Genomic DNA, 15203 nt, shown 5'->3' on the forward strand with positions numbered 1-15203 from the left:
CTTAGCCCTTCATCGCGTGCGCGAGAGTGTTGAGACGCGTCTTGATCGACGAATCGATCATCTGGCTGCCGACGCGGACGACGAGTCCACCCAGCAACGATGGGTCGACGCTGAGGTCGACGGAAACTTCGCGGCCGACGCGCTGGCGGAGCTGATGCTTCAGCTCGATCACCTGTTCGTCGGTCAGCGGATGCGCGGAGGTCACTTCGGCCGCGATCTCGCCGCGATGCTGCGCGGCAAGCGCGCGGAACGCCTTGATGATCTTGGGCAGCGCACCCAGCCGGTGGTTCTCGGCGAGGACGCCGAGGAAGCTCTTGGTGGTCGCATCGACGCCGAGTTCGTCGGCGACCGCGGAGACCGCCTTCACCGCCGCGCCGCGCGACACCATCGGGCTGATCGTCAGAGTACGGAAGTCCTCCGACTGCGCCAGTGCGTCACGCACGTTCGCCAGGCTCGACTCGACTGCGTCGATCGTCTTCGCGTCACGTGCGAGTTCGAACAGGGCCAGCGCATAACGCCCGCCTAAGCTCGCCTGAATACCGCCGGATGTCTCCACGGACCTGTCAATCCTCGCCTGAAACCGAAAATGTTGCTGTCCCATGGGGGAAGAGGGCGCGAAAGCACCTCTCATGGGACGCGGCGCGGGTAGCATCGGGTTCACGGATTGGCAACCCGGCGGGAGGGTTGCCGCGGTCGGTTTGTGACTGTTTTGTCATTGATAGATGGCTGGACGGCCCCACCTCACCCTCCCCGTCATCCCCGCGCAGGCGGGGATCCATAACCTCCGGACCCGGCGCTTTCATCGCACGGCCTGCCACTATGGGTTCCCGCCTCCGCGGGAATGACGGTATTGGGCGGGCGTTACGACCAACAGACGAGGACTCGAGAATGACCGGCACGATGGAATCGATGACCATGTCCGACGGCGCGACCATCGCGGTCTATCACGCGCAGCCGGCAGGCGAACGACGCGGCGGCCTCGTCCTCGTGCAGGAGATCTTCGGCGTCACCGACCATATCCGCGACCTGTGCGACGACTATGCCGCCGACGGCTATGAGGTGCTCGCGCCCGCGCTGTTCGACCGCGAGCATCCGGGGTTCGAGGCGGACTATTCGGGTGACGGCCTCGCGCGCGGCATCGAGCTTGCCCGGCAGCTTCATCCCTTCGACCTGTCGCTGAAGGACGTCCAGACATGCATCGACTCGCTTGCCCCCGCCGGGCCGGTGTTCGTCGTCGGCTATTGCTATGGCGGGTCGGTCGCGTGGTTCGCCGCGACGCGGCTTACCGGCGTCGCCGCCGCGAGCGGCTATTATGGGAGCATGATCCCCGCCGCAGTCGACGAGGAGCCCAAAGTGCCCGTCATCCTCCATTTCGGCCGCCACGACCACGGCATCCCGATGGAGGGCGTCGAGCAGGTCATCGCCAAGGACTGGCCGAACGCGACGGTCTACGTCTACGAGGCCGGCCATGGCTTCAACTCGGATCGCCGCAAGGATTACCACGAGCCGAGCGCGGATCTCGCCAGGCAGCGCACGCTCGACCTGTTCCGCGCGCATGGCGGCTGATCGGCGACTTTGACAGCAAGCAGTGGGATGGGGTGCGGCTCGGGATCGGCTATCATCCGGACATGACCCACTCCCCTGCCCCCGATTCTGCGACCAGTACCGGCCCCGCCCCCAGTCCGATCGCCACCGGCATCGACGCGGACGCCGCCTGGGCCGCGTTCGAGGCGCGCGATCGATCCGCCGATGGCCGCTTCGTCGTCGCGGTCGCCACGACGGGCATCTATTGCAAGCCGAGCTGCCCGGCGCGTCATCCCAACCGCACCAATGTCAGCTTCTACCCTGACGCGGAAACCGCGCGCGCCGCGGGGTTTCGCGCGTGCCTGCGTTGCACCCCCGATCTGCTTGGCCGAGACCGGATCGCGGTGGCGCAGGCGATCGCCGCGATCGAGGCGTGCGGCGAGACGATCCCGCTCGATGCGCTTGCCCGGACAGTCGGTTATGCGCCGCATCATTTCCACCGGCTCTTCCGCCGCGCGACCGGTGTCACCCCGGCGGCCTATGCCCGCGGCCTGCGCAGCGCCCGCGCCGCCGACGCGCTGAGCCGCGAGACGCGTGTCACCGATGCGATCTACGACGCGGGCTATGCGGCCCCCAGCCGGTTCTACGCCGATGCGGGCGCGCGACTCGGCATGCCGCCCAGCGTCTGGAGCCGCGGCGGCCGCGGGGTGACGATCCGCTGGACGATCGCTCCGACCAGCCTCGGCCCGCTGCTGATCGCTGCGACCGAGACGGGGTTGTGCCGCGTCGCGTTCGACGAGGATGCGGGCGCGCTCGCGACGCGCTTCCCGAACGCGACGATCCTGCCCGGCGATACCGCGCTCGCCACGCTTGCCGCACGCGTCGTCGCCAGCGTCGAATCACCCGACCGCCACCACGACCTTCCGCTCGACGTTCGCGGCACCGCGTTTCAGGAGGCGGTCTGGCAGGCGCTCGCGCGTATCCCCGCGGGCGAAACCCGCACCTACACGCAGCTAGCAGCGACGGCCGGCAACCCGGCCGCAGTCCGCGCGGCAGGCAGTGCATGCGGCGCCAACCCCGTCGCGATCCTCATCCCCTGTCACCGGGCACAGCGTAGCGACGGCACGCTTGGCGGCTATGCCTATGGACTCGACCGCAAACGCGCGCTGCTGGCGAAGGAGATCGGCGCCGACGCTCGCTCCCCGACAGCATCATCCTGACGTCGGTCGAGACCCCGCGCGTGTCGAACCGCCCCCGCCCGGTCTCCGGCTAATCGCCCGTCGGCGCTCCCGTCGCGGGTGGCGCCGCGGCGGCGGTCTCGCCCTGTGCCTTGGTCAGCGCGAGCATCGCCGCCGGCCCCGTGACGCCGCTGTCGAGGATCGCGATCAACCGCGCGGCAGGATTGTCCGCAGGCTGGTGCGGGTCGAACGCCAGCGGACGCAACGCGCGCTTCGCGACGTCGGCGCGCCCGTCGAGGATCGCCTGCGCCGCCACCGTGAACCGCAGCGAGGGATCCTGCGGCACGAGCTCGAGCGCACGGCCGATCCCCGCGATCGCGGCGTCGCTGGGCTTTTCCCCCGCCATGGCGAAGCTGTCGTAATAGAGCGATAGCGCCTCGGCATCGTCCGGCGACTGGCGGTTGGCCTTGACGATCCAGCGCCGCGCCGCGTTCCAAATCTTGGCATCGGTCGATTTCGCGATCGCGGCGCGGCGCAGCAACACCTGCGCCTTGTACAGCATCGCCTGGCGCGACGCCGGATCTCGCGGCAAACGCGCGGTCCGCCGCAGCCTCCGCCGCATCGTCATACCCGGCATCATAGGCCATCTCCGCCAGCCAGCCCTGCGCAAGCGCATCGTCGGGATAGGCGGCCGCGATCTTGGCGGCACGCGCGAAGATCGGCGCTGCGGTGGTACGATCGACGCCTCGCTCGGATCGCATCCGCAGCTCGACCATCGCCTCGGCACCCGGCGACAACATGGTCGCGACGACCGGGGCGACCGGCAGCTTGTCATAGGGGATGCGCAGGCCCGGGATCCGCGGCTGACGCAGATAGGTATCCAGCGCCTTGTCGAGCGCGCGGAGGTCGCCGAACGCCGCAGTCGCGGCCGCGATGCTCGGCGTTCCGGCGTTGAGCGCCACCAGATACTGCGACAGCTGTTTTCCGCGGACCGGGTCGAACATCACATAGTGCGTGAGCAGCCATCCCCGCGCGTACATCACGTCGCGCTGATCCACGGTCAGCTGTTGCCCGGTCGCGAACAGCGTCGCCGCCGGAAGCGGCTTCGCGGACAGCAGACCGTATGCGCGGTGCTGGGCCGCACCGCCGAGCTGGACAAACGCCCTTTCGAACGCGGTCGTCGAGACGAACTCGGCATAGCCTTCGGAGAACCACGCGGGATAGGCGGCGGCGTAATTGCCCAGCAGGAAATGATGCGCATATTCGTGGAACAGAACGATCTGCGGCATCCCGCCGACGTCGCCGATGCGCGGTGTGAAGGCGACCGATCCACTCGCGCGCGGCAGATAGAAGCCCGCGATATTGCGGTTGCCCGACAATTTGCGGACCGCGGCAATGTCGTTCGCGACATAGAGGGTGACTCGGTTCGCCCCCTTCGCGCCGGTCCCCGCGTCGGTATGATGCAGAAAGCGCATCGCCCCGTCGAACTGCTCGAGCCGGGTCGCCATCTTCTCCAGCGCGGCGGGCGGCATCTCGGCATAGATCTCGAAATGGTCGGACGTTGCGCGCGCCCATTTCGCCGATGCCGGCGCGCCCAACCCCGCGACCAGCATGACGCCGAACGCCACGCCGTTCCGCATTCCGGCCCACGCTCCGCATGGCACCCCGTATCGCCGCATCATCATCCCCCTCGAGGGGCTATCCTGCCACGCGGGGCGACGCTTGCCGAGCCTCGAAACGCTGGTTCTGGATCAATCGGCGGGCGCGCAGCTGTAGACGAGCTTTTCGTTCGGCAAAGGCGGCAGCGTTGCGCGCACCGCGGACTGCTGTCCGACCAGCCGCGTGATCGCCGCCGGATCGGTCGTGCACTGCCCCGGCGTTTCGCCCCGTGCCGCCCGCGCCGCCGCCATCCCCGATCCCGACATCAGATAGCGCGTGTTGGCATAGGTGCGCGTCAGCGGGTCGAACGACAGCAGCGACACCGTCTGCTCGGTCTCGGGCACCAGCACGCGCTCCCACCGGCCATTGCCGGCGACATATTGCGTCTTGCCGTTCACGCAGCCACCCGCCCCCCAGAGGATCGGCACGTCGTCGCTCGACGAGATCGTGATCCGGCTCCGCTCGGGGATCAGCCTGCACATCAGCTTGCCGAGCGCCTTGTCCTCGACCACCGGGACGGACCGTCCAGCGGTCGAGGCCGCCCGCCCGGCCGGGGCTGCGGGCAGATCGACCGCCCCCGATGGCCTCAGCACGAACACGACGACCGCCGCGACCACCGCGACGCCGCCGCCCGCCACCGTCCAGATCGCCGCCGGCCGCCGGCCACGCGATTCGAGCAGTCCCGCAGTGCCGATCCCCAATGCCCCCGCGACGAGCAGCAGGCCTGCGATCGCCATGACGTTCTCGCGCATGTGCTCGGCCTCGATCCGCGCCTGTTCAAGCGCGCGCTCGCGCGACAGCGCTGCCTGCGAAGCCGCATCGCGCCGTGCCGCCGCCGCATCGGTCGCCGCACGGACCTCGGCATCGCTGTCCTGCCGCAGACGGTCCTCGATCGACGTGCACGCGGTGCCGACCGCGGCATAGGGCTGTTTCGCCTCGCGCAGGAACGCGGCGAGCTCGGTATCCGCGATCGCGAACCCGAACGTCGAATCGCCCTCCTCGCCGCGCGTGATTGCCGAATTGACGCCGATCACGCGCCCGCACCGGTCGAGCAGCGGCCCGCCCGAATTGCCGCGCGCGATGCTCGCGGTATGCAACAGCACCTCGATGTCGCCGAGCGTGCGTCGCCCGGAGAACACGCCCTCCGACCGGACCGGGCTGGTCGGGCGGATATAGTCCGCGGCCGATCGCGCGGTCGCCAGGTCGACATTGCCGGGAAATCCCAGCGATACCACCGCCCCGCCCTCGTCGATCGGTCCGGTGTACAGCGCGCTCGGTGGCAGCCGGGCACCGGTGAACTCGATCAAGGCGAGGTCGCGCAGCGCGTCATAGGCGATGACCTTGCCCTGATAGGATTTGTCGCCCTCGGTCGGCACCACGCCGACGACGACGTTGTCGGGGTATCGCTCGGCAAGGTCGACGACATGCGCGTTGGTGACGATCCGGTTGGGTGCGACGGCAAAGCCGCTGCCATGCCCGAACCCCACCACCTGATCGTCGACGACGGCGATCGTCACGACGCGGACGACGCCGCGACCCGCCGCGGCGATATCGTCGGCTCTGGCGGGGGCGGCGGTCAGGCCGATGGCGGCCAGCGCCATCAGAGGGATGACGAGCAGGGTGAACAGGCGTCTCAGCATGCCCCCTCCTTATCCGTCCCGGCGCCGTCAAAGAACCCGTTTCGGGCCGAGCGGCGGCCGCCTTGGATTGGTTAGCTAAATCTCAAGGCTTCGACCCTAGTCCGGCGTTAACGATCAAGGATTTGTGCATGAGCGCGTTCGGGCGTCGCAGTGGAATAAGTGGTGGAACGGCGGTCCGGCCGGCCTTTGGCGTCGCGCGGCCGATGCAGGGCGGTGGCCCCGCCCCCCGCGTCGAATCGGACGCCGGCAGCCAGTTTCCGCCGCTCGAGTCGCTGCCGATGCCCGGCGAGACCGAAGGCAGCGTCCCGCTCGCGCAGGTCGACGCGATGCAGCGGCTTGCCGACCGCCAGGCGGCGTCGGGCGATGCCGGCGCGAGCAAGGTCGAGGGCTTCGAACAGTCGATCCACAAGATCAAGGAACAGGTGCTTCCCCGCCTGCTCGAACGCGTCGATCCCGAGGCCGCGGCGACGCTCGGCAAGGACGAGCTGGCGGAGGAATTCCGCCCGATCATCGGCGAAGTGCTCGCCGAGCTCAAGCTGACGCTCAACCGCCGCGAACAGTTCGCGCTCGAAAAGGTGCTCGTCGACGAGCTGCTCGGGCTCGGGCCGCTCGAGGAATTGCTGGCGGATCCGAACATCACTGACATCATGGTGAACGGCCCCGAACAGACCTATGTCGAGCGCAAGGGCAAGCTCGAGCTCGCGCCGATCCAGTTCCGCGACGAGGAGCATCTGTTCCAGATCGCGCAGCGGATCGTCAACTCGGTCGGCCGCCGCGTCGATCAGACCACGCCGCTCGCCGACGCCCGCTTGAAGGACGGCAGCCGCGTCAACGTCATCGTGCCGCCGCTCAGCTTGCGCGGCACCGCGATCTCGATTCGTAAGTTTTCGGCCAAGCCGATCACGCTCGACATGATGGCCGGCTTCGGCAGCATGAGCCCCAAGATGGCGACCGCGCTCAAGATCGCGGGCGCGTCGCGGTTCAACGTGGTCATCTCGGGCGGTACCGGCTCGGGCAAGACGACGATGCTCAACGCGCTGTCTAAGATGATCGACCCTGGCGAGCGCGTGCTGACGATCGAGGACGCGGCCGAGCTTCGCCTGCAACAGCCGCACTGGCTCCCGCTCGAGACGCGCCCCGCCAATCTGGAGGGTCAGGGCGAGATCAGCATCCGCGATCTCGTGAAGAACGCACTGCGTATGCGCCCTGACCGGATCATCCTCGGCGAAATTCGCGGCTCCGAGTGTTTCGACATGCTAGCGGCGATGAACACGGGGCACGACGGGTCGATGTGCACGCTCCACGCCAACTCCCCGCGCGAGGCGCTCGCGCGTATGGAGAACATGGTGATGATGTCGGACATCAAGGTGCCGAAGGAAGCGATTTCGCGCCAGATCGCCGACTCGGTCGAGCTGATCATCCAGGTGAAGCGCCTGCGCGACGGATCTCGTAGGGTCACGAACATCACCGAGGTGATCGGCATGGAGGGCCCGGTGATCGTCACGCAGGAGCTGTTCAAGTTCGAATATCTCGACGAGAGCGCCGACGGCAAGATCCTCGGCGAATACCGCTCGATGGGCCTGCGCCCCTACACGCTCGACAAGGCCAAGCAGTTCGGCTTCGACCAGGCGTATCTCGAGGCGTGCCTCTAGTCTCGCCTCCCCCGGTGTCGCGCGGCGGACCGGAGCGGGACCGCCGCGGGTTGTAAGGCGTGGCGGACCCGCTAGGGCCAATGCCACATGCGTCTCCGTCTCCTCGCCATCGTCCCGCTGCTCGCGGCCCCGACCCTATCGGCGCACGAGCCGGTCGCGAACGCTGCGCCGGCCGCGGACACGTCGCCCGCGTCGCGCGATCAGGGTGTCGCGCGGCTGGCGCCCGACGCCGAGGCGCGCTGGGTTCCGTTCGACCTGACACCCGGCAACCAGATCCGCTTCACGATGCAGATCGACGGCCGGAGCGTCACCGCGATCCTCGATACAGGCGTGAGCTATACCCTGCTGGCGAAGACCTCGCCCGCGGTCGTCCGCGCCAAGCTGAAGGCGGGTGGCCAGGCGACCGCGATCGGTGGATCGGTCGCGCTGCAATGGATGCCCACCCGCACGATCACGCTCGGCGGACTGACGCGGACCGGCGGCGGTGTCAGCGTCGCCGAACTGCCGGCACTCGCGACCGGCAGCGCGAGCGCGGTCGACCTGCTCGTCGGGCGCGACCTGCTCGCGGCACACGCGCTCGACATCGATTATGCAGGCCACCGCTTCCGCCTGATCCCGTCGGGCCGCCTGCCCTTTGCCGGCGAAACCGCGCCGCTCGGCGTGTCGACCGACCGCCGCGTCTATGAAAGCGCGATCCGGCTCGGCACGCGGACGCTGGCGCCGATGGTGGTCGATACCGGCGACGGATCCGCGATCACCGTCACCGCCGCAGGCTGGCGCCGCGCTGCGCGGCCCGGGCTGCGCACCACCACCGCGATCGCGTTCGGCCTCGGCGGCGCGGTCGTCAGCGGGCTCGCCATCGCCCCCGAAATTCGCGTCGGTACGCTCGTCGCGCGCGAGACCGAGGTGCGGATCGAACCCGAAAACGGCTTTTCGCAATCGATCGGCACCGCCGGCCGCATCGGCTCGGGCTTTCTCCAGCATTACCGCGTGCTGCTCGACCCGCTTGCCGGACGGATGGTGTTCAAGCGTACCACCGTCGCCGACCCGCTACCGCTCCGCTCGACCAGCGGCCTGCTGATGGGCGTCGAGAGCGACCGATTGAAGGTCCTGCACGTGATGCGCGGCGGTCCGGCCGAGGCGGACGGGTGGAAGGTCGGCGACCAGATCTGCACGATCGACGGCGTGCCGATCCCGCGCGATTATCCCACCAGTCCGATCGCGACCTGGGCGGTACGCCCCGCGGGCAGCGCGGTCACGCTCGGCGGCTGTGACGGGACATCGCGAGATCCTGACGCTGCGGAATTTCTATTGATGACGATGCCGCGCAACCGCTGGGCGACCGCGCTCGTCCTGCTGCTCGTCGCGCTGGCGATCCGCGGCTGGGATTTCGGCAATCCCGTCATCGCGGTCGACGAGCAATATTATCTGCTCGTCGGCGACCGGATGCTTCACGGCGCGGTGCCGTTCATCGACATCTGGGACCGCAAGCCGATCGGGCTGTTCCTGCTGTTCGCCGGCATGCGCCTGCTGCCCGGCGACGGCGTCCTCGCCTATCAGCTCGTCGCAACCGTCTTTGCCTGGGCGACCGCGGTCATCGTCCACCGCGGCGCGCGGATCGTCAGTGCGGATGATCGCGGTGCGCTCGCCGCCGGCGCCGCCTATCTCGCCGGGCTGTCGCTGCTCAGCGGCGGTGGCGGCCAGTCGCCGGTCTTCTACAATCTGCCCATCGCGTTCGCGGCGCTGCTGACGCTGCAGCTGCCCGTGAAGGCGGCCGCCGGCGATCGGCGCGGCATCGTGCGGAGCGGCGTGGTCGCCTGCCTGCTCGCGGGAATCGCGATCCAGATGAAGTATACGCCCGCCTTCGAAGGCGCGTTCTTCGGGCTCGCGCATCTCTGGTACCTGCGCAAGGCGGGCGCCTCCGTGCCCGCGACCGGTGCCGCCGCGCTGCTCTTCGCCGCGACCGGTCTTGCACCGACGCTCGCCGCGCTCGGCTGGTACGCGGCGCACGGGTGGCTGGACGCCTTCTGGTTTGCGAACTTCGCGTCGATCCTGTTGCGGCCGGGCTATCCGCTGGAGCAAGTCGTCATGCGGTTGCTCGGCATCACCGCACAGCTGCTGCCGCTGCTCGCGGCGGCGGTGCTCGCATGGCGCGATCGCCCGCGCGCGGGCATCGACGGCCAGACCCGGCTGATCGCCTTTGGCTGGCTGATCGCGGCGGCGCTGGGGTTCTTTGCGATCGGCACGTTCTTCGACCATTACGGCCTGCCGCTGGTCGCGCCGCTCGCGATCGCCGCCGCGCCGACCCTGTCGCGCTACGGCAGGATGCTGGCGCTCGCGCTGGTCGTGCCGTTCGGCATCCTCCTCGTCGAGCGAATTGTCCGCCATGACGACGCCCCCGGCGCGCGCGCGGTCGCCCGGCTTGTCGCGGCGAACAGCGGGGGAATGCCCCTATGTGTTCCGCGGCGACACCGTCACCTATGTGCTGGCCAAGGTTTGCGTGCCGACCGCCTACGCGTTTCCCAATTTGCTCAGCCTGACGACCGAACAGGGCGCGACGGGGGTCGACGAAGCCGGCGAAGTCCGCCGCATCCTCGCCACCCGGCCCCCGGTGATCGTGACCTCGAACCGCCGACTGTCGATCTGGAACGTCGGCAGCCTGCGCGCGGTGAAGGCGGCCCTCGCGCGCGATTACCGGCTGGTCTTCACCACGCGCCGCCTGAAGGACCGCACCGCGGTCTATCTGCGCAACGACCGCCCGCTGCGCCAAGCGACGCGTTAGCCCCGGCCTAGCGCACCCCGTCCAGCCCCGGCCCCGCATCCGCCGTCGCGCGGTAACGCGGCGCCACGCGCGCCTTTGCCCGCTGCTCATAGGCATAGCCCGCCCCCAGCACGGCCGCGTCGCCATATTTCGTCGCGATGAACGACAGCCCGACCGGCAGGCCGCGCACCAGCCCCATCGGCACGGTCAGGTTCGGATAGCCCGCCACCGCCGGCAACTCGCTCGCACTCGGCCCACCATATTGGTCGCCATAGACCGGTTCGCTCAGCCAGGCGGGGCCATAGGTCGGCTCGACGAGCACGGTTGCGCCCGCGCTTTTGAGCATCGCGTCGATCCCCTCGACGCCCGCCAGCCGGAGCGACTTAGCACGCGCAGCCTTGTAGGCGGGATCGCCCAGCCCCTGGTCTTCGCCGCCGCCTCGAACGTCTCCTGCGCGAAGAACGGCATCTCGGTCGCCGCATTGGCCGTGTTGAACGCGATCACCTGATCCAGCGTCCGCGTACGCACCGCGGCGGGCGTGGTCGCGAGATAGGTATCGAGATCCGCCTTCAGCTCGGTCTGCAGCACCAGCAGTTCCGCTTCGCCGATCCCGTCGAGCTTGGGTTGCTTCACCTCGACCAGCACCGCCCCCGCCGCCTTCAGCACGTCGAGCGCCGCCTCGTATCTGGCAGCAACGTCCGCCGTCATCTCGGGCCGGATCACACCGATCCGCAGCCCCGACAGCGCACTCGTCGACAGCCCCGCCGCATAGTCGCGCCGATAGGCCGCTGCCCCCGCGGTCGCGGCATCCGCCGGATCGGCCGCGATCATCGCCGATAACATCGTGGCGACGTCGCGCACGCTGCGCGCCATCGGCCCCGGCGTGTCCTGGCTATGGCTGATCGGCACGACATGCGTCCGGCTGACAAGTCCCAAAGTCGGCTTCAGCCCGACCAGCCCGTTGATCGACGACGGGCAGACGACCGAGCCGTCGGTCTCCGTCCCGATCGCCGCCGCCGCGAAACTGGCGGCAATCGCCGCGCCCGAACCGCTCGACGAGCCGCAGGCGGTGCGATCGAGTGCGTAGGGGTTCTTCACGAGCCCGCCGACCGCGCTCCAGCCGCTCATCGACCGCGTCGACCGGATGTTCGCCCACTCGCTCAGGTTGGTCTTGCCGAGGATCACCGCCCCCGCCGCGCGGAGCTGCGCGACGACGGGCGCGTCGCGGCGGGTCATGTTGTCCTTCAGCGCGAGGCTGCCCGCGGTGGTCGGCATCGCATCGGCGGTCTCGACATTGTCCTTGATCAGCACGGGCACGCCGTGGAGCGGACCGCGGATGCGCCCGGCCTTGCGTTCGGCATCGAGCGCCTTCGCCTGCGCCTCGGCATCCGGGTTGAGCGCGATCACGCTGCGCAGCGCCGGACCCTTGCGATCCATCGCCGCGATCCGCGCGCGATAGGCACGCACGAGATCGACGCTGCTCGCCGAGCCCGCCTGCATCATCGCCTGAAGCTGATCGATCGACTGCTCCTCGACCGTGACCGTCCTTGCATGCACGCCCGCCGGAATCGCGGTTGCGAGCAACAGCCCCATGATGATCCTGCGCATTTTCGAGATCCCCTTTTGCCGAGGCTATCGGGGTTGCAGCGTCGCGCCAAGCGGTCTGAACGATGCGCCGCACGATGCGTTACGCGTCGACAACAATCTTGGGGAAACGGCGTGCGTCTGGTGTTGAGGATCGTCGGAAGCGTGCTGCTGCTGACGGTCGTGATCGTGGCACTGGCCGTGACGATCGTCCCGCGCTTCCTCGACCGGATCTATTACCGGGGCCCCGCCACGGGTCATTTCGACGGCGCGCGCTTCGCCAATCCCGACAACGACGCCGATACGCAGCAGATCCAGCCTGCGGGGGGCGGCCGCGCGGGCTTCTTCTGGCGCTATTTCACGGGCAGCGACGGGCGGCCGGCCTGGCCCAGTTCGGTGGCAGTGCAGCAGATCGCGCCGCCCGCGCGCGTCGAGGGCGAGCGGATGGTCGTGACATGGGTCGGCCATGCCAGCGTGCTGATCCAGACGCAGGGGCTCAACATCCTGACCGATCCGGTGTGGGCGGAGAAGGCGGGGCCGCTTGGCGCGGGGCCGAATCGTGTCGCCGCGCCGGGGATCGCGTTCGAGGCGCTGCCCAGGATCGACCTCGTGCTGGTCAGCCACGATCATTACGACCATCTCGACAAGGCGACGCTCGGCCGTCTGTGGCAGCGCGATCGGCCGCGGATCGTCACGAGCCTTGGGAATGACAGCGTGATCGGCCAGACCGGCGCGACGGCGACGGCGCTCGATTGGGGGCAGCGGGTGGCGATCAAGCCCGGCGTGTCGGTCAGCGTGACTCGCAACCATCATTGGGGGAGCCGTTGGTTCACCGATCGCAACCGCGCTTTGTGGTCGAGCTTCGTGGTGACGCTACCGGGCGGGAACGTGTTCTTTGCGGGCGATACGGGGATGGGCGACGGGCAATGGCCGGTCGAGGCCGCGACGCTGGGCCCGGTCCGGCTGGCGCTAATCCCGATCGGCGCGTTCCGGTTCGTCGACGGGCAGATGGAGTCGGGCAGCCATATCGGGCCGGTCGACGCGGTCGAGGTCTATCGCCGGCTGGGTGCCGCGAGGGCGATCCCGATCCACTGGGGGACGTTCCGGCTGTCGTTCGAGGGGTATGACACGCCGCCCAGGCTGCTCGCGGCGGCGATGCGGTGCACCGGGCAGACCGGGTTCGCACCGGTCGCGATCGGGCGGCCGACCGAGGTCGCTGCCTATGCGCCGCCAGCGAGAGGGACGCCGATGCCGCGGGCGGCGTTGCTGAAGTGCCTCGACACGCCAGCGGTTCGGGCTTTGCGGTAGGCCGGGGTATCTGTCTCAGATAGCTTGCCGCGCCGTAGCACCGCCAGAGCTACCACCCCGGCGGAGGCCGGGGTCCAATTGGGAGAGGCTGCCGGCAGGGAGCAGCGCTTCGTTACTGCCACCTTTCCAATTGGGCCCCGGCCTGCGCCGGGGTGGTATGCAAGCGGGGACGGTAATCACTCATTCGCCCACACCGCTCACCCCATCTTGAACACACAGAGCTTGTTGCCGTCGAGATCGCGGAAATAGGCGCCGTAGAAGCCCATGTCCTCGGGGCCGCGGATGCCGGGCGCGCCTTCGTCCGCCCCGCCGAGTTCGATCGCCTTGGAATGGACCTGATCGACCTGCGCGCGTGAATCCGCGGCCAGCGCGACCATCGTGCCGTTGCCCGCGGTCGCGGCCTGGCCGTCATAGGGCTTGCCGATAACGAGCATAGGCTTGGCCGCGCCGGCGCCGTAGAAGGTCAGCTTGCGATCGTCGGGCATCTGCATGAGCCGCTTGCCGCCCGCCGTCGCGAGCAGCGCGTCGTAAAAGGTAAGCGCGGCGTCGATGTCGTTGGTGCCGAGCGTTGCGTAGCCGATCATGACTCTCTCCTCTTGGTATTTGAGGAGGCATATCGACCCGTTCCGCGGCGGAGACAATGCACCCTTTCCGCCACTAATTCCGTCATCCTGGGCTCGACCCAGGATCCAAAGCCGCGATGCTCGCGCTATGTGGCTCTGGATCCTGACTGTCGTCAGGATGACGGGGGCGTCAGGATGACGGAGGATCAGCCGACGAAGGCGCGCTCGATTACGAACGTGCCGGGCTTCGAATTCGCGCCCTCCTCGAAGCCGTTCGCCTCGAGCATCACCGCGAATTCCTTGATCATCTCGGTCGAGCCGCACAGCATCGCGCGGTCGGTCTCGGGGTTGAGCTTCTGCTCGCCGCGCACCGGGTGGCCGAACAGCGAGGCATCCTCGATCAGCGCACCGATCCGCCGCGTGGTGCGGAACGGCTCGCGCGTCACGGTCGGGATATAGTGGAACTGCGTCTGCGCCTCGTCGGCGATCAGCGGGTCCTCGGCGAGCAGCCCGACCATCTCGTCGTGATAGGCAAGGTCGCTGACGCGGCGCACGCTATGCACGACGATGACCTGCTCATACGCCGCATAGACGTCGGGATCGCGCATGAGGCTGAGGAACGGCGCGAGGCCGGTGCCGGTCGAGAACATGAAGAGGCGCTTGCCCGGGAGCAGCGCGTCGAGCACCAAAGTGCCGGTCGGCTTCTTGCCGAGATACACTTCGTCGCCGGGCTGGATCAGCTGGAGCTTCGACGTCAGCGGGCCGTCCTCGACCTTGATCGAGAGGAATTCGAGCTCTTCCGAATAATGCGGGGACGCGATCGAATAGGCGCGCATGATCGGCTTGCCGCCCTCCTGCGGGAGGCCGATCATCACGAACTCGCCCGAGCGGAAGCGGAAGGTCGACGGGCGCTCGATCGCGAAACTGAACAGATGTTCGTTCCAGTGGCGCACCCAGAGGACCTTGGCGTTGAGGAACGCGGGGGTTTCGGGGATCAGCGCGGGCGCGCGCGTTTCGGCGACGATAGGGGCGGTCATGCGTCTTTTCCTTGGCCTGCGCGCGGGGGGCGTCGGCGGATCGATGGCTTGCGAAACGGTCGCAGTATTGGCGCGCGGGGTATGGGTCAACAACAGCAAAGCTTGGGGGGCACAAAGCGCCGCCGTCACCGCGGGTTACACGACCTGCTCTTGCCGACCCCACGCCCGTCATCCTGACGAAAGTCAGGATCCAGAGCCGCAAAGGGCGGCCCCCGGGACCCTGGGTCCTGACTTTCGTCAGGATGACGGATCAGCGCTGCCAGACACGTTGCCGTCGCCGCGTCTGTTCCCCATATT

The 15203-nt window shown here is 68.6% G+C and carries 10 protein-coding genes and 1 pseudogene; 5 read left to right on the plus strand and 6 right to left on the minus strand.

Translation table 11 applies throughout. The annotated features are described in order from the left end of the window. Nucleotide 1: 1 nt before the first annotated feature. Nucleotides 2–556: a F0F1 ATP synthase subunit delta gene (locus QP165_RS06600; RefSeq protein WP_056016397.1), complete on the minus strand. Its 555-nt coding sequence runs from the start codon at nt 554–556 to the stop codon at nt 2–4. Nucleotides 557–888: 332 nt separating this feature from the next. On the opposite strand from QP165_RS06600, the gene QP165_RS06605 reads away from it, so the two are divergent. Beyond that, entirely contained in the window at nt 889–1566 is a 678-nt protein-coding gene (locus tag QP165_RS06605) for a dienelactone hydrolase family protein (protein WP_333994640.1), read from the plus strand. Nucleotides 1567–1598: 32 nt separating this feature from the next. Next, nucleotides 1599–2744, plus strand: a complete 1146-nt coding sequence (ada, locus tag QP165_RS06610) for a bifunctional DNA-binding transcriptional regulator/O6-methylguanine-DNA methyltransferase Ada (RefSeq protein ID WP_333994641.1) — start codon at nt 1599–1601, stop codon at nt 2742–2744. Here the strand turns inward: ada and QP165_RS06615 are convergent. Both QP165_RS06615 and QP165_RS06620 read right to left on the minus strand, forming a co-directional pair. Beyond that, on the minus strand, nt 2666–4330 hold the full coding sequence (locus tag QP165_RS06615; RefSeq protein WP_333994642.1) for a hypothetical protein: 1665 nt from the start codon (nt 4328–4330) through the stop codon (nt 2666–2668). The genes ada and QP165_RS06615 overlap by 79 nt on opposite strands. Before the next feature lie 123 nt (nt 4331–4453). Then, nucleotides 4454–6001, minus strand: a complete 1548-nt coding sequence (locus tag QP165_RS06620; protein WP_333994643.1) for a S1C family serine protease — start codon at nt 5999–6001, stop codon at nt 4454–4456. A gap of 128 nt (nt 6002–6129) precedes the next feature. Between QP165_RS06620 and QP165_RS06625 the strand changes: the two genes are divergently transcribed. Both QP165_RS06625 and QP165_RS06630 read left to right on the plus strand, forming a co-directional pair. Beyond that, nucleotides 6130–7653, plus strand: coding sequence for a CpaF family protein (locus tag QP165_RS06625; protein WP_056016405.1), 1524 nt, complete (start codon nt 6130–6132; stop codon nt 7651–7653). A gap of 87 nt (nt 7654–7740) precedes the next feature. Further along, nucleotides 7741–10446 (plus strand): hypothetical protein, encoded by a 2706-nt coding sequence (locus tag QP165_RS06630; protein WP_333994646.1) that lies wholly within the window; start codon nt 7741–7743, stop codon nt 10444–10446. On the opposite strand, the pseudogene QP165_RS06635 reads toward QP165_RS06630, so the two are convergent. Then, a pseudogene (locus QP165_RS06635) lies at nt 10443–12007 on the minus strand (amidase). The gene QP165_RS06630 and the pseudogene QP165_RS06635 sit on opposite strands and share 4 nt — an antisense overlap. A 135-nt stretch (nt 12008–12142) precedes the next feature. Between QP165_RS06635 and QP165_RS06640 the strand changes: the two are divergent. Then, the gene (locus QP165_RS06640; RefSeq protein ID WP_333996961.1) at nt 12143–13306 is read left to right on the plus strand and encodes an MBL fold metallo-hydrolase; all 1164 of its coding nucleotides are present in this window, start codon (nt 12143–12145) and stop codon (nt 13304–13306) included. Nucleotides 13307–13503: 197 nt separating this feature from the next. On the opposite strand, the gene QP165_RS06645 is transcribed toward QP165_RS06640, so the two are convergent. Together QP165_RS06645 and QP165_RS06650 are read right to left on the minus strand one after the other, a co-directional pair. Then, nucleotides 13504–13890 (minus strand): VOC family protein, encoded by a 387-nt coding sequence (locus QP165_RS06645; RefSeq protein WP_333994647.1) that lies wholly within the window; start codon nt 13888–13890, stop codon nt 13504–13506. A 185-nt stretch (nt 13891–14075) separates the two neighbouring features. After that, nucleotides 14076–14906, minus strand: coding sequence for a ferredoxin--NADP reductase (locus QP165_RS06650; RefSeq protein ID WP_333994649.1), 831 nt, complete (start codon nt 14904–14906; stop codon nt 14076–14078). Nucleotides 14907–15203 lie beyond the last annotated feature (297 nt).

It is taken from the genome of Sphingomonas sp. 22R3R2A-7, assembly GCF_036856055.1.
Taxonomy (GTDB): domain Bacteria; phylum Pseudomonadota; class Alphaproteobacteria; order Sphingomonadales; family Sphingomonadaceae; genus Sphingomonas.